Annotated in this window: 18 protein-coding genes, 2 tRNA genes and 1 pseudogene; 14 read left to right on the plus strand and 7 right to left on the minus strand. The window is 58.6% G+C overall.

Annotated elements, in window-relative coordinates; translation table 11 throughout:
* Positions 1 to 450 precede the first annotated feature (450 nt).
* From ACTQX9_RS04335 to folB, 10 genes and pseudogenes are all read left to right on the plus strand, one after another.
* Positions 451 to 1,050: pseudogene (locus ACTQX9_RS04335) on the plus strand (alpha-amylase family glycosyl hydrolase); the annotation flags it as partial.
* A 32-nt stretch (positions 1,051 to 1,082) separates the two neighbouring features.
* Entirely contained in the window at positions 1,083 to 1,349 is a 267-nt protein-coding gene (locus ACTQX9_RS04340; RefSeq protein ID WP_441540719.1) for a hypothetical protein, read from the plus strand.
* Positions 1,350 to 1,382: 33 nt separating this feature from the next.
* Positions 1,383 to 1,458: transfer RNA gene (locus ACTQX9_RS04345), tRNA-Gly, on the plus strand.
* Positions 1,459 to 1,461: 3 nt separating this feature from the next.
* Positions 1,462 to 1,536: transfer RNA gene (locus ACTQX9_RS04350), tRNA-Val, on the plus strand.
* 216 nt (positions 1,537 to 1,752) lie between these two features.
* Positions 1,753 to 1,935 carry a hypothetical protein gene (locus ACTQX9_RS04355; protein WP_154517425.1) on the plus strand — a complete coding sequence of 61 codons (183 nt, stop codon included), beginning with the start codon at positions 1,753 to 1,755 and terminating at the stop codon, positions 1,933 to 1,935.
* A 567-nt stretch (positions 1,936 to 2,502) separates the two neighbouring features.
* Positions 2,503 to 4,725: an anaerobic ribonucleoside-triphosphate reductase gene (gene nrdD / locus ACTQX9_RS04360; protein WP_427718616.1), complete on the plus strand. Its 2,223-nt coding sequence runs from the start codon at positions 2,503 to 2,505 to the stop codon at positions 4,723 to 4,725.
* Positions 4,726 to 5,151: 426 nt separating this feature from the next.
* Entirely contained in the window at positions 5,152 to 5,733 is a 582-nt protein-coding gene (gene nrdG / locus ACTQX9_RS04365) for an anaerobic ribonucleoside-triphosphate reductase activating protein (RefSeq protein WP_441015851.1), read from the plus strand.
* Between the two features lie 67 nt (positions 5,734 to 5,800).
* Entirely contained in the window at positions 5,801 to 6,358 is a 558-nt protein-coding gene (folE, locus tag ACTQX9_RS04370; protein WP_441540597.1) for a GTP cyclohydrolase I FolE, read from the plus strand.
* A 2-nt stretch (positions 6,359 to 6,360) separates the two neighbouring features.
* On the plus strand, positions 6,361 to 6,942 hold the full coding sequence (locus tag ACTQX9_RS04375) for an HD domain-containing protein (RefSeq protein WP_195838586.1): 582 nt from the start codon (positions 6,361 to 6,363) through the stop codon (positions 6,940 to 6,942).
* A 43-nt stretch (positions 6,943 to 6,985) separates the two neighbouring features.
* Positions 6,986 to 7,471, plus strand: a complete 486-nt coding sequence (folB, locus tag ACTQX9_RS04380) for a dihydroneopterin aldolase (protein WP_427718610.1) — start codon at positions 6,986 to 6,988, stop codon at positions 7,469 to 7,471.
* 6 nt (positions 7,472 to 7,477) lie between these two features.
* Here folB and ACTQX9_RS04385 read toward each other — a convergent pair whose 3' ends face one another.
* Positions 7,478 to 8,254: a M48 family metallopeptidase gene (locus ACTQX9_RS04385; protein ID WP_441540598.1), complete on the minus strand. Its 777-nt coding sequence runs from the start codon at positions 8,252 to 8,254 to the stop codon at positions 7,478 to 7,480.
* Between the two features lie 74 nt (positions 8,255 to 8,328).
* A complete protein-coding gene (locus ACTQX9_RS04390) occupies positions 8,329 to 9,342 on the minus strand; it encodes a dipeptidase (protein ID WP_427747977.1) in 1,014 nt (337 codons plus the stop codon).
* A 120-nt stretch (positions 9,343 to 9,462) separates the two neighbouring features.
* Here ACTQX9_RS04390 and ACTQX9_RS04395 point away from each other — a divergent pair, with 120 nt between their 5' ends.
* The 3 genes from ACTQX9_RS04395 to ACTQX9_RS04405 all read left to right on the plus strand — a co-directional run bounded on the left by ACTQX9_RS04395 (position 9,463) and on the right by ACTQX9_RS04405 (position 11,354).
* Positions 9,463 to 9,891 (plus strand): FKBP-type peptidyl-prolyl cis-trans isomerase, encoded by a 429-nt coding sequence (locus tag ACTQX9_RS04395; RefSeq protein WP_117640821.1) that lies wholly within the window; start codon positions 9,463 to 9,465, stop codon positions 9,889 to 9,891.
* A gap of 3 nt (positions 9,892 to 9,894) precedes the next feature.
* Entirely contained in the window at positions 9,895 to 10,473 is a 579-nt protein-coding gene (locus ACTQX9_RS04400) for an urease accessory protein UreE (RefSeq protein ID WP_441041021.1), read from the plus strand.
* An 83-nt stretch (positions 10,474 to 10,556) separates the two neighbouring features.
* Positions 10,557 to 11,354, plus strand: coding sequence for an HAD-IIB family hydrolase (locus ACTQX9_RS04405; RefSeq protein ID WP_427718600.1), 798 nt, complete (start codon positions 10,557 to 10,559; stop codon positions 11,352 to 11,354).
* A 75-nt stretch (positions 11,355 to 11,429) separates the two neighbouring features.
* Here the strand turns inward: ACTQX9_RS04405 and ACTQX9_RS04410 are convergent, their stop codons facing one another.
* The 5 genes from ACTQX9_RS04410 to ACTQX9_RS04430 all read right to left on the minus strand — a co-directional run bounded on the left by ACTQX9_RS04410 (position 11,430) and on the right by ACTQX9_RS04430 (position 15,040).
* The gene (locus tag ACTQX9_RS04410; protein WP_441015836.1) at positions 11,430 to 11,810 is read right to left on the minus strand and encodes a Fur family transcriptional regulator; all 381 of its coding nucleotides are present in this window, start codon (positions 11,808 to 11,810) and stop codon (positions 11,430 to 11,432) included.
* 61 nt (positions 11,811 to 11,871) lie between these two features.
* Positions 11,872 to 12,282, minus strand: coding sequence for an acylphosphatase (locus tag ACTQX9_RS04415; protein ID WP_427795950.1), 411 nt, complete (start codon positions 12,280 to 12,282; stop codon positions 11,872 to 11,874).
* 2 nt (positions 12,283 to 12,284) lie between these two features.
* Entirely contained in the window at positions 12,285 to 13,391 is a 1,107-nt protein-coding gene (locus tag ACTQX9_RS04420) for a Gfo/Idh/MocA family protein (RefSeq protein WP_427718592.1), read from the minus strand.
* Positions 13,392 to 13,465: 74 nt separating this feature from the next.
* On the minus strand, positions 13,466 to 13,951 hold the full coding sequence (gene rnhA / locus ACTQX9_RS04425; RefSeq protein ID WP_427727777.1) for a ribonuclease HI: 486 nt from the start codon (positions 13,949 to 13,951) through the stop codon (positions 13,466 to 13,468).
* A gap of 141 nt (positions 13,952 to 14,092) precedes the next feature.
* On the minus strand, positions 14,093 to 15,040 hold the full coding sequence (locus ACTQX9_RS04430; protein ID WP_441540599.1) for a LysR family transcriptional regulator: 948 nt from the start codon (positions 15,038 to 15,040) through the stop codon (positions 14,093 to 14,095).
* Positions 15,041 to 15,314: 274 nt separating this feature from the next.
* Here ACTQX9_RS04430 and ACTQX9_RS04435 point away from each other — a divergent pair, with 274 nt between their 5' ends.
* Positions 15,315 to 16,625 (plus strand): O-acetylhomoserine aminocarboxypropyltransferase/cysteine synthase family protein, encoded by a 1,311-nt coding sequence (locus tag ACTQX9_RS04435; RefSeq protein ID WP_441056953.1) that lies wholly within the window; start codon positions 15,315 to 15,317, stop codon positions 16,623 to 16,625.

Below are 16,625 nucleotides of genomic sequence, written 5' to 3' on the forward strand. Positions count from 1 at the left end.
GTTAAGCAAACGCGGAGCGTTTGTAGCGAGCTGGCGAGGTCGCCGGCAGGCGGCCGAAGCCGGTGCGGATCCGCGAAGCGGATACGCGGATGCCCCGTTGTCCGCTCCAAGTACAACAGCCCGACTACCACGGTAGCCGGGCTTTTTTGTACCCATTGCAGAGGCTCGAACCCGAGAGGGAACGAGCGTTAAGCAAACGCGGAGCGTTTGTAGCGAGCTGGCGAGGTCGCCGGCAGGCGGCCGAAGCCGGTGCGGATCCGCGAAGCGGATACGCGGATGCCCCGTTGTCCGCTCCAAGCACAACAGCCCGACTACCACGGTAGCCGGGCTTTTTCGTACCCATTGCAGAGGCTCGAACCCGAGAGGGAGCGAGCGTCTTGGGGCGTGGCTGTGGCGTTGTTTGCCGCGAATAACAGCTTTGGGCGTATCATCGCGGGCATTACCCAGCAGATGGACTATCTTGAGCGGCTGGGCATCGAGGCCATCTGGCTGAGCCCATTTTACCCATCGCCTCTTGTCGATGGTGGCTATGATGTGGCGGATTACTGCAATGTCGACCCACGTCTCGGCTCGCTTGACGACTTCGATGACATGGTCGCTGCGGCTCACGCGCGCGGCATCAAGGTCATCGTCGACATCGTGCCCAATCATTCATCCAACCAGCACCCCTGGTTCAAAGCCGCTCTTGCCGCCCGCCCCGGATCGCCCGAGCGCGCCCGTTATATCTTCCGCGATGGTCGCGGCGAACATGGCGAGCTGCCTCCCACCAATTGGAATGCCAACTTTGGCGGCCTCGCCTGGACGCGTGTTGCGGACGGTCAGTGGTAGCTGCATATGTTTACGCCCGAGCGGCCGGACTTTGTCTGGTCATGCCCCGAGGTACATGCGTTCTTTTGTGACGTCCTGACGTTTTGGGGCGATCGAGGCGTTGATGGCTTTCGCATTGATGTGGCGCACGGTCTCGCCAAGGACCTCGACCGCGATGACCTCGACCGGTGGCATCTCGCCGAGGGCGATGACATGGTTGACGACGGCACCCATCCGCTGTGGGACCGCAACGAGGTCCACGAGATCTATCGCGAGTGGCGACGCGCTATGCCCTGCCGCAAATCAAGGCGACGCGCTACCACCAGATTTCGCTCGACTGGCTCTTACGCGACGGGTCGTCTTATGACGAGGACCGTGAACTCGGCGAGCGCCGCGCGCGGGCGGCCCTTTTGCTTGAGCTGGCGCTTCCGGGCTCGGCATACGTGTATCAGGGTGAGGAGCTCGGCCTTTTTGAGGTGGCTGATGTCTTCGTGAGGTTCGCGAGAGCGTCGCAAAACTTTTCAAAAAAAGTTCTTGCATAGGATGCGGGTATCACGTAAGATTAATCCCCGTAAGCGGACATGGCTCAGTTGGTAGAGCACAACCTTGCCAAGGTTGGGGTCGCGGGTTCGAGCCCCGTTGTCCGCTCCATTTGGGCGTTTAGCTCAGGGGGAGAGCGCTTCCCTGACACGGAAGAGGTCACAAGTTCAAATCTTGTAACGCCCACCAAATGTTCGCAGTCCAGAGGCTTTGCTTCTGGACTGTTTTGTTATAAACACACATAATATGCCGTCAAATTATCGACCTCGGTCGCTTTTTCACGTTGCATTTGCTGCCTAGCATAATTTGTCGTTATTGGCCTCTTGGTCTCGTGGGAGATGATTATTTTGATCATAACCGTGCACGTCGCCCGCGTTTCCATGGTTGACCCCCGCGCAATCTTTTATGGTGATCGGTTTTGGCGAGATTGCCTTCCAGGGAGGATTCGGAACGATTGAAGGCCGTACGTTCTTCGCGCGCTGGGCGGGCCTTGTCACAAAGGGGTGGGCTTTTGTGGTTATCGCCGGCGTGCTGCTCGATCCCTTTACAGCGGCTCTCGGCCGCATGATAGCTCGCGAAGAGAACTAATAGCCCCTCGCCTATCGAATGCCGGCGGACGGGGTGCCGGGGCTGTAGTCTTCCGAGCGTTTGCAGCCCCGTCGCTCCGTCCGCCGGCATTCGACCGCAACATGTTGGTCAAGCATAATCTTTTGGATTCTTTTCGCGTGAGCGGCTTGGTTTTGATAGGATTTGTCGGCGGCTTGACGAGGGGGTTTTATAACTGCCTTGCAGGTAGCCGCGTTGGTAACGTTTTACCGACTTGCCAAGAAACCCTCATAATTAATGTGTCTGTAAAATGACCAATTGCTTTGACCTGCTGAAACACTATATGTTGTGTTTGACCTAAAAAAAGAATACAGGATATAGAGGCGTCTTTGTCGTATGATAGATGGCGGACAGAGAACGAAGACCTTGTTCGTCCCATTTGGACACGCCTTTGAGCCGCTTGATCGGCCGCGAGGATTGTCCGCATGAGGACCTATGGTTTATCGAGAACACAGATTGCGCGACGGCGCCGCAAGACAGGGACAAGCCCTGCCAGGCATCGTTTGGCTCTGAAGCGCAATGGGATTACGACGCGAAAGAGGCAAGAGGATGAAGATCATCAAGCGCAGCGGTACCGAGGTTGCCTTTGACATCGATAAGATCGTCAATGCGATTCGCGCCGCCAACTTGGAGGTCGAGGAGGGCTCTCGTCTTACCGACCGCCAGGTGATCTATGCGGCGCAAAACGTCGCCGAGGCATGTGAGAAGGCCGGCCATACCGTATCGGTCGAGGAGATCCAGGATCTGGTCGAGGACGAGATCATGCGTCTCGACTGCTATGAGGTCGCTCGCCGCTACATCATCTATCGTTATGTTCAGAGCCTGAAGCGCCAAAAGAACACGACCGACGACAAGATCCTGTCGCTGATCGAGTGCAATAACGAAGAAGTTAAGCAGGAGAACTCCAATAAGAATCCGACCGTCAATTCCGTTCAGCGCGACTATATGGCCGGCGAGATTTCCAAGGACCTGACCCAACGCGTGCTGCTGCCCCAGGAGATCGTGGATGCCCATAATGAGGGCCTGATCCATTTCCACGATTCGGATTACTTTGCCCAGCACATGCACAACTGCGATCTGGTGAACCTGGAGGACATGCTCCAGAACGGCACCGTTATCTCGGGCACGCTGATCGAGAAGCCGCACAGCTTCTCGACCGCCTGCAACATTGCGACGCAGATTATCGCCCAGGTTGCTTCCTCCCAGTACGGCGGTCAGTCTATTTCGCTGACCCATCTCGCCCCGTTCGTTGAGGTGAGCCGTCAAAAGATTCGCGGCGAGGTTGCTCGCGAGCTTGAGGAGCTCGGTGTTTCGGCATCTGCCGAGAAGGTTCGCGAGGTCGTTGAGGAACGCCTGCGCGATGAGATTCGTCGCGGCGTCCAGACGATTCAGTATCAGGTCGTGACCCTTATGACCACGAATGGCCAGGCGCCGTTCGTGACGGTCTTTATGTATCTCAATGAGGCCCGTACGCCCCAAGAGAAGCACGACCTTGCCATGATTGTGGAGGAGACGCTTCGTCAACGCTATGAGGGCGTTAAGAACGAAGCCGGCGTGTGGATCACCCCGGCGTTTCCCAAGCTCATCTACGTGCTCGAGGACGATAACATCCGCGAGGATTCGCCGTACTTCTATCTGACCAAGCTCGCCGCCAAGTGCACCGCCAAGCGCATGGTGCCCGACTACATCTCCGAGAAGAAGATGCGCGAGCTCAAGCTGTCTAAGGGCGAGACCGCCGGCAACGGCGATTGCTATACCTGCATGGGTTGCCGCAGTTTCCTGACGCCCGACCGTTCGGGCAACGGCTTTAACAATGTCGCCAACGCTCTGAACTATGACCCGACCAAGCCTAAGTACTATGGTCGCTTTAACCAGGGTGTTGTGACCATCAACCTGCCCGATGTTGCGCTGAGCTCGCATCAGGACATGGACAAGTTCTGGAAGATCTTCGATGAGCGCCTTGAGCTGTGCCACCGCGCCCTGCTGTGCCGTCATGAGCGCCTGATGGGCACGCTTTCGGATGCCGCGCCGATTCTTTGGCAGTACGGTGCCTTGGCGCGCCTTAAGAAGGGCGAGACGATCGACAAGCTGCTCGTGGGCGGCTATTCCACCATTAGCCTGGGTTACGCCGGTCTGTATGAGTGCGTCAAGTACATGACGGGCCACAGCCACACCGAGAAGGAGGGCACGCCGTTTGCCATGGCCGTCATGCAGCACATGAACGACAAGTGCGCCGAGTGGAAGGCCGAAAGCGATATCGACTTCTCGCTGTACGGCACCCCGCTTGAGTCGACGACCTACAAGTTCGCCAAGTGCCTGCAGCGCCGTTTCGGCATTATCCCGGGCGTGACGGACAAGGGCTACATTACTAACAGCTATCACGTCCACGTGTCCGAGGAGATCGATGCCTTCGACAAGCTTAAGTTTGAGGGCATGTTCCAGCAGCTTTCGCCGGGCGGTGCTATCTCCTACGTTGAGGTTCCCAACATGCAGGACAACCTCAAGGCGGTCATTCGCGTAATGCAGTACATCTACGACAACATCATGTACGCTGAGCTCAACACCAAGAGCGATTACTGCCAGGTGTGCGGCTATGACGGCGAGATTCGCATTGTCGAGGACGATGGCAAACTGGTGTGGGAGTGCCCCAATTGCGGCAATCGTGACCAGGAGAAGATGAATGTCGCCCGTCGCACGTGCGGCTACATCGGTACCCAGTTCTGGAACCAGGGTCGAACCGAGGAGATCCGCGACCGCGTGCTGCATCTCTAATAACCATCCCAGGCTGCCCCGTAGCGAGGCCCCGGACCTTTACTCGCTATTTCGGACAGTCCTGGCTCACGACGGAGGCGCCACTGGCGCCTCCTGTTCGTGCGGAACTCATATCGAGCAAAGGTCCGGGGCCTCGCTACGGGGCAGCCAAGTTGATGTAGCTGAGATGCAGTATGCGGTCTGCTCACTCCTCGAAGTTCTTAGCGGAAATAATTCGAGCTGCAGCTGCGATTTACTTGCGATGCCGGTTGAGCCGCAACCCAGTTTTTATTGGGCCTCGAACCCCATACTCGATGTTCGCTTCGTTCATCGAGTGTCGCTCGCGAGGGATCTGGAGCATATCGTCCCGCCCGTAGTTTCGCAGGCCGAAGGCCGAGAATGTTTGAGGACGGGATGATATGCTCCAGACCCCCAGGAAGGTTACCTATGAACTACGCGAACATTAAGTATTTCGACATTGCTGATGGAGAAGGCGTTCGTACCTCTCTGTTTGTGAGTGGGTGCCGTCGTGGGTGCAAGAATTGTTTTAACTCCGTCGCGTGGGACTTTGCCGCGGGTGAACCGTTCGATCGTGCCGTCGAGGACAAAATCATCGAGAGTCTTGATCATCCCTTTATTGATGGCCTGACGATTCTGGGCGGGGAGCCTATGGAACCCGAGAACCAGGCGGGGCTCGTTGATTTTATCGAACGCGTGCGTGCGACCTATCCTGTGGAGTCTGGGAAGACCATTTGGTGCTTTACCGGTGATGTGCTCGAGGAACTAATGCCGGGCGGCCGCCACCATACCGACGTGACGGACCGTATCCTTGCTTGCCTCGACATGCTGGTAGACGGTCCGTTCGTTCAAGATCTGTACGATATCTCGTTGCGCTTTAGGGGCTCGAGTAATCAGCGCGTGATCGACATGAACGCCTCGCGCGCTCGTGCTGCGCGCGAGGGCGTTGCGCTTTGCGACGCTGTGGAGCTTTGGCGGGACGATCCGGTCTATTCGACCCATACTATGTAGCTGGAAGAGGTTGCGTGCCAGCGTGGTACCATAGCGCGAACGCGAAATCGAAAAAAGTGAGGCCCAGATGGTCGATCAGGAAAAAGTCGAGACTGCTATTAAGCTGCTGCTTGAAGGTATAGGCGAGGACCCAACTCGTGAGGGCCTGCTGGAGACCCCGGCACGCGTCGCCCGTATGTATGGCGAGATTGCCGGCGGTATGGGCCGGAGTGCCGAGGAGCACCTGTCCAAAACCTTTGCCGTCGCTTCGAACGATTTGGTTATCGAGCGCGATATTACGTTTTACTCGCTGTGCGAGCACCATCTGCTGCCTTTTTATGGCAAGGCTGCGATCGGCTATATCCCTAACGGTCGCGTGGCGGGTCTGTCTAAGCTTGCTCGCACGGTTGAGGTCTATGCCCGTCGTCTGCAGCTGCAGGAGCAGCTGTGCGCGCAGGTTGCCGATGCCCTCATGGAATATCTTGCTCCCCAAGGGGCGATCGTGCTGATGGAAGCCGAGCATATGTGCATGACCATGCGCGGCGTGCAAAAGCCCGGTACCAAGACCGTAACGCTTGCTCGTCGCGGTGTCTTTGAGACCGATCCCGCGCTCGAGGAGCGATTCTTTAGGATGCTGGACCGCTAGCCATGAGAGTCGTCAACGACTTTACATCGAAGACCGATGAGGGGACGCCGCGTCGCGGCTTTATGGCTTCGGGCCTGACTCCCTTTGGCGCCATGCCTCGCATTGATTACATTTGTGCCAACGGGCTGTTCCGGCGGCACCTGGGCAACATTGCACAGTTGGAATCGGGGCGCATCTTTTGCCGCCACGGTATTGACCATCTGCTGGATGTCGCGCGCATTATGTGGATTAAGAATCTTGAGGAACAGCTCGAATTTGACCGCGAGGTCATCTACGCCACGGCACTTCTTCACGATATCGGCAAAGATGAACAGTATGAATCGGGTATATCCCATGATGTTGCAAGCGAGCGCGTCGCTGATGCGATTCTTGGCGGCATGCCCGATGACGTGGCATTTGATCCGGCCGATGCCGCGGCCATTAAGACGGCCATTTTAGGCCATAGAAAGCTGCGCGTGAACAGCCAACCGCTTGAGCGTCTGCTCTATGCAGCTGACAAAGCGTCGCGCGCCTGCTTTGCATGCCCCGCGCGCAATGCCTGCAACTGGAGCGATGATAAAAAGAACCTGTCGATTCGCGTGTAGTTGGTTTGCGCGGTCGGGGTTCTAAACGAAGGAGACGATCGCGATGACCAACAAGAAACTGCCCGAGAATGCAACCAAGACTGAAGGCGCCGAGCTCGCCCGCCGTGGAAGGGGCGAAATATCCACCGCAACGGCGGTGCCCCACGTGAGCTATGACGATCTGCGCCATGCCGATCGCATCACCGTTGAAGGTCTTGAGGTCTTTGCCAACCACGGCGTGTATCCCGAGGAGAACGCCCTGGGCCAGAAGTTCATCGTGTCCTTGGTGCTCTATGCCGACCTGCGTGCAGCAGGGGAGCACGATAACCTGGATGCCTCGATTGACTACGGCTCGGTGTGCCACGATGTCGATGGCTATCTGCGCGAGCATACGTTTAAGCTCATCGAGGCCGCAGCCGAGGGCGTGGCCCAGATGCTGCTACGTCGTTACCCCCTGCTGCTCGGCGTGCGTGTTAAGCTCGATAAGCCTTGGGCGCCCGTCGGTCTTCCCCTGGCAAGCTGCGGTGTCGAGATCGAGCGCGTGCGCTAACCGGTTCTAATACGTCTCTATGGGTGGCTGCTTGAGCCGCTGCGACAGAGCTCTATTGTTGGGGCAGTACGTGTCGAGCAGGGCGTGAAACCGCTGATTGTGGCTTGGCTCGAGCAAGTGGACGAGCTCGTGGGCGACAACCATGTCAAGGCACTCGACGGGGTAGGCGGCAAGCTCGCGTGCGATGCGAATGGCGCCGGTTTTGGGCGTACACGAGCCCCAGCGCGTTTTCATGCTGCGCACGGAAACGCGGGAAGCGGCGACACCCATTGCGATTTCGTATGTGCGAACCATATCGCGCAGCGCCGTGGTGACCTCGGATGTATAGAGCTGGTCGATGCGGGCTTGGAGCTCATCGGGCGTTAGGCTGTCGAGGATTGCGTGCCGCTTGGCCTGTGGGTGTTCGTCTGGCTCGTCGGTACCCATAAAACTTGCGAAGGTGGCCTGTTTGGGTCGCGGTGCGGGTGATGCAAAGTTGTGATCGAGCGCATCTTGTACCGTGATGGGCTTGCCCCAAAGCGCAATGATGGACGAGGGGCTGAGCGGCTCTCGCTCCGTCGCCTGACGTTGCTCGCGCTGGGCAAGTCGGCTGATAATCCAGGCGCTGTTGCGCTTCACAAATGCTTCGATACGCTCGCGGCTGGCGCCGAGCGGCGCACTGGCGTGGACCTCACCGCTCGATGTGACGCGTAGGTTGAAGTTCTTGACACGCTTTTTGGTAACGACGACGGGGATGGGCATCCCATCCGGTCGGGATACGGAAATCGTAAACTGCTGCGTCAAAAGCGGTCCTTCAGATTGGGGACGGGCCGGCATGTCGACCGTTCGGCATGCCGGCCCGCTCAAGGGATGTGAAATTAATAACGCTCAAAGAAGGCAAGCGCGTTGTCGCTGCAGAGCTTTTGCATCACGGTCTTGCCAAAATGCTTGGAGAGCATGTTCTGGAACTCGGGCATCTTGCTGGCATCGGAGAGGAAAGCGGGCACCGTGGCGCCGTCCCAGTCGCCGCCGAGCGCGATGACGTCCTCGCCGCCCAGGTCGAGCCAGTGCTCGATATGTGCCGCTAGCTGATCGAAGGTGACGTCTGCGGCGGTCTTGTCGGTTGCGTCGTTGGAAAGGAACTCGCTGCAGTAGTTGAGGCCGACGATGCCACCCATGTCGCGAATGGTGCGGAACTGGTCGTCGGTAAGGTTGCGTTTGGCGCCGCAAACCGCACGGGAGTTGGAGTGGCTGGCGACGAAGGGACGCGTGGCGCGGGCGGCGACCTCGTCAAAGCACTCATCGTTGAGATGGGAGACGTCGAGCACCATGCCGGCGTGCTCCATCTGCGTAAGTGCCTCGATGCCGGCGGCGGTGAGGCCGGCGTGGGTATCGTGTCCGCTCGCGAGCGGCCCCTGCGCGTTCCAGCTGAGTGACGACATGAGTACGCCCAAGCTCTTGAGCACCTCGATCAGTGCGGGGTCCTCGGCAAAGAACGTGGCGTTTTCGATGGTGTGGATGCAGGCGACTTTGCCGTCCTTGAGCGCGGGGCGAATGTCCGCGGCGCTGCGTACGTTGACCATGCGGTCGTGGTTGAGCATGGCCTGGCCGCTCATATGCGCCATGATCTGCGCCTGGAAGCGCGCGGCGTGGGCGGTGGGAATCTCGTCGGGGATAAACGTGGCGAAGCACTGTGCCCACGGTGTGTTGCCGATCTTTGCGAGCGAGATGGCGCAGGCGTTGCCCTCGATGAGGTCGAAATCTTGCGGATGCGTCTCGTCGCCGGGGAAATAACCGTCGGTGCCGGCGGTAAAGCGCAGGTCGAGATCGAGCGTGGCCCAGCCGATGCGGTCGGCGGTGTCACAGTGTAGGTCAAATACGGGATATGCCATGGTTCCTCCGGTTGCAGCGTTTCTTTGCAAACTGTCTTCGAATTGTATGACTAGGGTATAGTTAGCGCCATACGTTCATGGCGGCCCGCGTTGTGTGCCGCCCTTATCACGGAGGTTTCCATGTCCAACCAGGGCAAGAAGGTCAAGACCCATTATCGCGGCACGCTCGACGACGGCACGCAGTTCGATAGCTCCTACGATCGCGGCGAGCCGCTGGAGTTCACCTGCGGTGCCGGTCAGATGATCAAGGGCTTCGATGCCGCCGTTGTCGACATGCAGGTGGGTGAGAAGAAGACCGTGCACATTCCTGCTGCCGATGCCTACGGCGAGCACAATCCCGAGATGGTTATCACCTTCCCGGCCGAGCAGGTTCCCAACATCGAGCAGATCGAGAAGGGCATGAAGCTCTTCCTGTCCACGCCGAGCGGCATGCCTGTCCCTGCCGTTGTCATCGATGTGACGCCCGAGGCCGTGACGCTCGATGCTAACCACGAGCTGGCCGGCAAGGATCTCAACTTTGATATCGAGCTCGTCGAGGTCGAGGATTAGGGTATGTCTGAACGCTTGGTTTCGACGACATGCTTGGGAAATCTCAACGATCCGTCCTATGAACTCCTGCTTCGTCGGGAGCTGGGTGGCATCTTTGAAGTTGACGAGCTGCTGCTCGATTGGGACCAGGCTGATGTTTGCGCGTTTGCGGGCGTGACGGAGCTGGGGCGCACGGTCGATGTCCGGCTAGATGCTGCCGACGGTAGTCGTCTTGCCGACGGCGACGTGCTCGCCATCGACCGTTCGGGCATGGTGCCCATGGCGGTTGTCGTGCGCCTGCGCAGCGCCGAGGTCTATTTGGTCGAAGTCGACCGCATGGATCCGATTGCGCTCGCGCATGCGTGCTGGGAGATCGGCAATATGCACGCGCCGCTTTTCCGAGGCGATTCGGACGAGCATACCGTGCGCATGTATACGCCGGTGCAGCCTGTTTTGGGCCGCATGCTCCGGGGCGTCGAGGGTGTTCGGCTCTCGGTGGTTACCCGTGAACTCGATACGGACCGGCGCTTTGCGTCGAGTGCGGCGGAGGTCGTCGTGAGTATGGCTCCCGACTTTACGATCGTAAAAAAGGCGCGCGGTTAACGTGCGTATAAGCAAGACGGACTTTGAGAGACAGCTATTCAAAGTCCGTCTTGCTGTTGATGAGATGCTGTGGGGGAAAGCATATGGGTCTTGAGGGAATCAAGCTGATTGCATGCGATTTGGACGGCACGTTGCTGCATCCGGGGGAGTGCGAGCCGCGTTCCGAGGCCTTTGAGCTCATCGATGAGCTGCATCGTCGTGGCATCGTGTTTATGCCGGCGAGCGGCCGTCAATATGCGAGCTTGCGCTATCTGTTTGCCCCGGTGGCCGATGAGCTCGCCTATGTATGCGAAAACGGAGCCCTCGTGATGAGCGAGGGGCGTGCCGTTGTCAAGCGTTCCATGGAGCGTAACCTTGCTATGGATATCGCGAATGCCGTGGTTGCGTATCCCCATGCCGACGTGACCCTTTCCTGCGAGGGGCACCTCTACACCATAAGTGGCAACGATGCATTCGTCGACCATTTGCGCTACGAGGTCCATTGCGATGTGGCGGTGGTCGACCGTCCCGAGGACATCGACGAGGACGTCATTAAGATCGCGTTTCAAACGCCCGAGACAGAGCAGCCGGCGGCGCTGGAGTATTTCGTCCGTCGCTTTGGCGACCGGGTCGATGTGATGACGTCGGGAACCGAATGGACCGACTTTATCGGCTTTGATTCGGGCAAGGGGTCCGCGCTTGCCGATTATGGTCGTGCGCTGGGGATCTCACCTAACGAAATGATGGCGTTTGGCGATAATGAAAACGACCGCGACATGCTCAACGTGGTGGGCCATCCCTATCTGATGGAGAGCTGCAATCCCAGTATGCGCGGTATCAACGACCGCGTCCGTTACGTGCGCACGGTCGAAGAGGAGCTGCGTCGCCTACTTGCTGAGTAGACATTTTGGACATGCCTGGAAATCTTCCTTTTGCCGCAATCGGTGAAAAGTTGATTTTAAGGCATGTCCCATAATCTACCTACAGTTGGGGCAGAGGCCCTCGAAGATGGTGTAGTGCGAGCTGACGCTCCATCCGATTTGTTCGGATGCCCTGGCGTCGAGCTGGGTATTGAAGGGGAGCGGCACATCGATGACGCGGCCACACGAGGTGCAGATGATATGCGCATGCGGTTCGATGGCACGATCGAAGCGGCTGCCGCCCGGCGTTTTAATCGAGAGAATCTCCCCGGCATCGGCCAAGAGATTGAGGTTGCGGTAGACCGTACCGCGGCTGATTTTGTCATCCTGGGCGCGCACGACGTTGTAGATTTCGTCGGCGGTGGGATGGTTGTAGCTTTGGCGCACGGCATCAAGAACCAGCTTTCGCTGCCTGGTATTCCTTCTTTGCACCGCCATGCGCCTCGCCTCTTTTCTATTAACGGTCGTAGGTAAATGATACCGTATTTAGCACACAATACTAATAATGAGGAGTGAAACCGTCTTCATTGGCAAGTGGGGCTCGGACCTGAGCGTCTACGAGGCGAAAACGCGTTCCCATGCGCTCGTAGGAGGCATGAAGCGCCTCGAGATGAGATAGGATGTTTGCCGGAGCTCCCTGTATCTCCATCTCGACTGAGCCGTCTTCCATGTTACGCACCCAGCCGGTGAGTGCGCGTGCCTGCGCGAGGTTGGTGTTGGTAAAGCGAAAACCAACGCCTTGGACCTGTCCCTCCCAGCGCAGGAAATAGCGCAGGGGAGTGTCTTGAGTGGCCTCGTCGCTTGCGAGCACAGTAAGCCTGCGGCGCAGCTCGAGCTCGACACCAGAGGGCTTTTGGGGCTCGCGGCTTCCGCCGGCGACGCCCGAGAAAAGCTTGTCGAAAATACCCATCGCTAGGCCTGCTTGACAGAATCGGCGGGGAAGGTAATGCCGGCCTGTTGGCGCACGGCATCCATGATGCGCAGCGAGACAAGCGTGACATCGCGATAGTGGCCAAGCTCGTGACGTCCCGCCGGGGTCTCCCAAATCTCTTCCTTGACGTTATCGATGCCGCCGATGGCGGTGATAAAGTCTGCGAGTTCGTATTCCATGGTGTTGCTCGATTTGGGAAGGTCGAGCACGCGGCCGTTGTCGCTCTGTTCGCGCGGCGCCTCGGTCGCCGAGCCGCGTACGACATCGCCGCGATAGTCGATGCGGACGTTGCGGGGCGTGGACAGATGGTCAATCTGGATAGTGCCACGCTCGCCTTCGATCTGCGAGGGCAGTAGGTCATTCGTAATTTTGGAGTGCGCGAGCTCGACGGAGATACGGCCACCGCCGTAGCTGGCGAGGATGGAACCGCAGCCATCGATGGGGCCATGGGTGAGCTCTTGCGTGGTGGGGTCGAGCAGAGTAGCCATGCTCGTAAGGCCGGAGGGCATGCCGAAGATCTCGACCATGGGCTCGACGGTGTAGACGCCAATATCCATGAGGGAGCCCGAGGCCATGTGGCAGTCGAAGATGTTGGTGGCGCGTCCCGCGAGAACCTCGTTGTAGCGTGAAGAATACTTGCCAAAGCGCAGTGAGGCGCGACGAATGGGCGCAATCTCGCCCAGGGCGTCCTCGATGGCGTGGAAAGCGGGGTCATGGAGCGGGCGCATGGCCTCGAGGGCTACGACGCCCGCCGCCTCGGCGGCGCGGAAGACTTCCAGCGCCTGCGCCTCGGTGGCGCAGAAGGGCTTCTCGACGATGACGTGCTTGCCGCTGGCGATGCAGGCAAGGGCCTGCTCGTAGTGAAGTGCGTTTGGGCTGCCGATATAGACGGCGTCGACGTCGGCGGCTGCTGCAAGCTCATCAAGTGAAGTAAAGTTTCGCTCGCCGCCGTGCTCGGCAGTAAAGGCGGCGCCGCGCTCGGCGTTGCGCGAGAGCGTGCCTACGAATACAGCCTGGTCGTTGGCATTGACGACCTGGATAAAGTCGTCGGTGATCATGGATGTGCCGATGGTCGCGATGCGCAGCATACGTCCCCCTTGCGTTGTTTTGGTCTACAGGATGAGTGTAGCGCGTGGGGATATAAAGCTGCGCGAAAACGCTATTACAGGTCGCTCTCGTTAAAGCCGGTGTCGATATCGAGGTTGACTCCATCGGCCGCAGTGGTGGCGAGCTCGTCGCAGCGCTCGTTGAGCTCGTGGCCGGCATGCCCCTTAACCCAGATGAACTCCACCTTATGCTTGCTCTTGGCGGCAAGCAGGCGCTCCCACAGGTCGCGGTTCTTAACGGGCTGCTTGTTGGCAGTTTTCCACCCGCGCTTTTTCCAACCGTCGATCCAGTGCTTGTTAAAGGCGTTGACGACGTACTGCGAGTCGGAGTGGACCTCGACCTCGCAGGGACGGTTGAGTGCCTCGAGCGCCACGATGACCGCCATGAGCTCCATGCGGTTGTTGGTGGTCTTGGCGTAGCCACGCGAAAGCTCGGAGGTGAAGGTCTTGCCGGCGGGGTTGGTGTATTTGAGCACGGCGCCGTAGCCACCGCGTCCCGGATTGGATCGAGCCGAGCCGTCGGTATAGATGATGACCTTCACAGACTTCCTTTCGTCGAGTTCCTCTCTTGCGGCTGTCTATTGTAGCGCCCGGTCCATCCTGTTTTATGCGAGGCGCGCCGCTCCACAAGGATGGTGGAGGCGTTGTCGCCAAGAAAGATGGGCGACCTGAATTGTCAAGAGCTAGAGGGCTTTTAAATCTGCCATTTCTATCCCGTCCCCAAATGGTTGGTTTTCGTGGATGATGCGTTCGAGTTCGTCGAGGTATTGCCGCAGCAGGGGAGAGGGTTTGCGCTCATCGTGCATGATGTAGCCCACGCGTATCGTTGGGGCGTCTGCCAACGGGATCGATGCCATGCCCCATTGCATTTCATTGGAGAGGACACCGGTCGACAAAGTGTAACCGTTCGACGTGATGAGCAGATTGGTGAGCGTGCCACGGTCGGAAACGCGGATGTTGCGGTCGCAGGGGATATAGCTAAACGGCTCCTCGGCGTAATAGAAGGAGTTCGAGGTCCCCTGCTCAAAGCTGTAGCGCGTATAGGGCGTAAGGTCGGCAAGCGATAGCTGGGGGCGGCGTGCGAGCGGATGGCGCTCGCTAACGAAGACGTGGACCGTTGCATCGAAGAGGGGATGGAAGCTTGCGCGGGCGTCGGCGAAGGCCTTCTGCAGGACGCGGGCGTTAAAGTCATCCAGATACAGAATGCCGATATCGCTGCGAAATGCGCGGACGTCGTCGATGATCTGTGACGTGGTGGTCTCGCGCATGATGAACTCAAACTTACTGTCGCGGCAGCGCTCGACGACGTTGACAAAGGCCTCGACCGAAAAAGCGTAGTGCTGGGCCGAGACGGCAAGGCGTGCCTGGGGTGTGCCGCCGTCCTCGTAGCGGGCCTCGAGCATATCGGCCTGCTCTACGACCTGGCGCGCATAGCCTAAAAGCTCGGTGCCGTCGTTGGTGAGTGTGACGCCGCGACTGGAACGCGTAAAGATTTCCAGGCGGAGCTCCTGCTCTAGGCTTTTGACGGCGTTGGAGATATTGGATTGCGCGGTATAGAGGCGCTGAGCTGCGGCGTTAATTGAGCCGGATTCTGCCACGGCGATAAGAAAACGAAGCTGTTGGAGGGTCATCGGCACCCGTCCTTTCGATAGCTATCTAAAAAACCGATAACAAGTTAGCGCTTTTAAGTGATTGACCGCGCGAAACAATACACGTACTATTCAAAACACACAAAGGAGGTAGGTAATTAAGCCGACCACGAGAACGGGTTGTCAAAAGGAGGACCGCATATGAACTGCTTACTAAGACGAATGCCGGGCTCCTGCTTGCGCCCGTCGGCGTGATCAGGAGACAGCGGCTTACTTCTCTTACTCTTATTACTTTTGTTTGATCAAGGAGATCATCATGAGCCAGTTTATCAACAACCCCGAGCACACCTTTGGTTTCGACACCCTGCAGCTGCACGTTGGCCAGGAGAGCGCCGACCCCGCATCTGATTCCCGCGCCGTGCCTATCTACCAGACCACGAGCTATGTGTTCCGCAACTCCCAGCACGCTGCTGACCGCTTTGGCCTTGCCGACGCCGGTAACATCTACGGTCGTCTGACCAACTCCACCCAGGGCGTCTTTGAGGACCGCATTGCCGCGCTCGAGGGCGGCGTTGCAGGTCTTGCCGTCGCCTCTGGCGCCGCCGCCATCACCTATACCCTGCAGGCCCTCGCTCAGGCCGGCGACCATGTGGTGGCCCAAAAGACCATCTACGGTGGTTCCTACAACCTGCTGGAGCACACGCTCTCCCAGTTTGGTGTCGAGACCACCTTCGTCGATGCCCACAACCTGGACGAGGTCGAGGGTGCCATCAGGGACAACACCACGGTCATTTACCTCGAGACGCTCGGTAACCCCAACTCCGATATCCCCAACATCGACGCTATCTCCGAGGTCGCTAAGAAGCATGGTCTTCCGGTTGTTGTCGATAACACCTTCGGCACCCCGTATCTGTTCCGTCCGCTGGAGCACGGCGCCAACATCGTCGTTCACTCTGCAACTAAGTTTATTGGCGGCCACGGCACCTCGTTGGGCGGCGTGATTATCGATGGCGGCAACTTTGACTGGAAGGCGAGCGGCAAGTATGCGCAGATTGCCGAGCCCAATCCCTCCTACCATGGCGTCTCGTTTACCGAGGCCGCCGGCCCCGCTGCCTTCGCGACCTATGTCCGTGCTATCTTGCTGCGTGACGAGGGCGCCTGCATTAGCCCGTTTAACGCCTGGGTCCTGCTCCAGGGCACCGAGACCCTGTCGCTGCGCGTTGACCGCCATGTCGAGAACACCAAGAAGGTCGTTGAGTTCCTGATCGGTGACGGCCATGTTGCCAAGGTGAACCACCCGAGCCTGCCCGAGCACCCCGACCATGAGCTGTACCAGAAGTATTTCCCCCGTGGCGGCGCCTCGATCTTCACCTTCGAGATCAAGGGCGGCCAGGAGGCTGCTTGGAAGTTCATCGACCACCTGCAGGTGTTCTCGCTGCTCGCCAACGTAGCCGACGTCAAGTCGCTCGTCGTGCACCCGGCTACCACCACGCACTCCCAGCTCTCTTCCGAGGAGCTTGCCGAGCAGAACATTACGCCCTCTACAATCCGTCTTTCCATTGGTACCGAGAACGCCGAGGACATCATTTGGGATCTGAAGCAGGCCTTTGCCGCGCTGGACGAGTAG

It is taken from the genome of Collinsella sp. LCP19S3_F2, from assembly GCF_052121015.1.
In the GTDB taxonomy this organism is placed as follows: domain Bacteria; phylum Actinomycetota; class Coriobacteriia; order Coriobacteriales; family Coriobacteriaceae; genus Collinsella.

Excerpts from the sequence above, each read along its gene's own strand:
- ACTQX9_RS04355 (WP_154517425.1), top strand. The coding sequence starts at position 1,753 with ATGGTGATCGGTTTTGGCGAGATTGCCTTCCAGGGAGGATTCGGAACG.
- nrdD (WP_427718616.1), top strand. The coding sequence starts at position 2,503 with ATGAAGATCATCAAGCGCAGCGGTACCGAGGTTGCCTTTGACATCGAT.
- nrdG (WP_441015851.1), top strand. The coding sequence starts at position 5,152 with ATGAACTACGCGAACATTAAGTATTTCGACATTGCTGATGGAGAAGGC.
- folE (WP_441540597.1), top strand. The coding sequence starts at position 5,801 with ATGGTCGATCAGGAAAAAGTCGAGACTGCTATTAAGCTGCTGCTTGAA.
- ACTQX9_RS04375 (WP_195838586.1), top strand. The coding sequence starts at position 6,361 with ATGAGAGTCGTCAACGACTTTACATCGAAGACCGATGAGGGGACGCCG.
- folB (WP_427718610.1), top strand. The coding sequence starts at position 6,986 with ATGACCAACAAGAAACTGCCCGAGAATGCAACCAAGACTGAAGGCGCC.
- ACTQX9_RS04390 (WP_427747977.1), bottom strand. The coding sequence starts at position 9,342 with ATGGCATATCCCGTATTTGACCTACACTGTGACACCGCCGACCGCATC.
- ACTQX9_RS04395 (WP_117640821.1), top strand. The coding sequence starts at position 9,463 with ATGTCCAACCAGGGCAAGAAGGTCAAGACCCATTATCGCGGCACGCTC.
- ACTQX9_RS04400 (WP_441041021.1), top strand. The coding sequence starts at position 9,895 with ATGTCTGAACGCTTGGTTTCGACGACATGCTTGGGAAATCTCAACGAT.
- ACTQX9_RS04405 (WP_427718600.1), top strand. The coding sequence starts at position 10,557 with ATGGGTCTTGAGGGAATCAAGCTGATTGCATGCGATTTGGACGGCACG.
- ACTQX9_RS04410 (WP_441015836.1), bottom strand. The coding sequence starts at position 11,810 with ATGGCGGTGCAAAGAAGGAATACCAGGCAGCGAAAGCTGGTTCTTGAT.
- ACTQX9_RS04415 (WP_427795950.1), bottom strand. The coding sequence starts at position 12,282 with ATGGGTATTTTCGACAAGCTTTTCTCGGGCGTCGCCGGCGGAAGCCGC.
- ACTQX9_RS04420 (WP_427718592.1), bottom strand. The coding sequence starts at position 13,391 with ATGCTGCGCATCGCGACCATCGGCACATCCATGATCACCGACGACTTT.
- ACTQX9_RS04430 (WP_441540599.1), bottom strand. The coding sequence starts at position 15,040 with ATGACCCTCCAACAGCTTCGTTTTCTTATCGCCGTGGCAGAATCCGGC.
- ACTQX9_RS04435 (WP_441056953.1), top strand. The coding sequence starts at position 15,315 with ATGAGCCAGTTTATCAACAACCCCGAGCACACCTTTGGTTTCGACACC.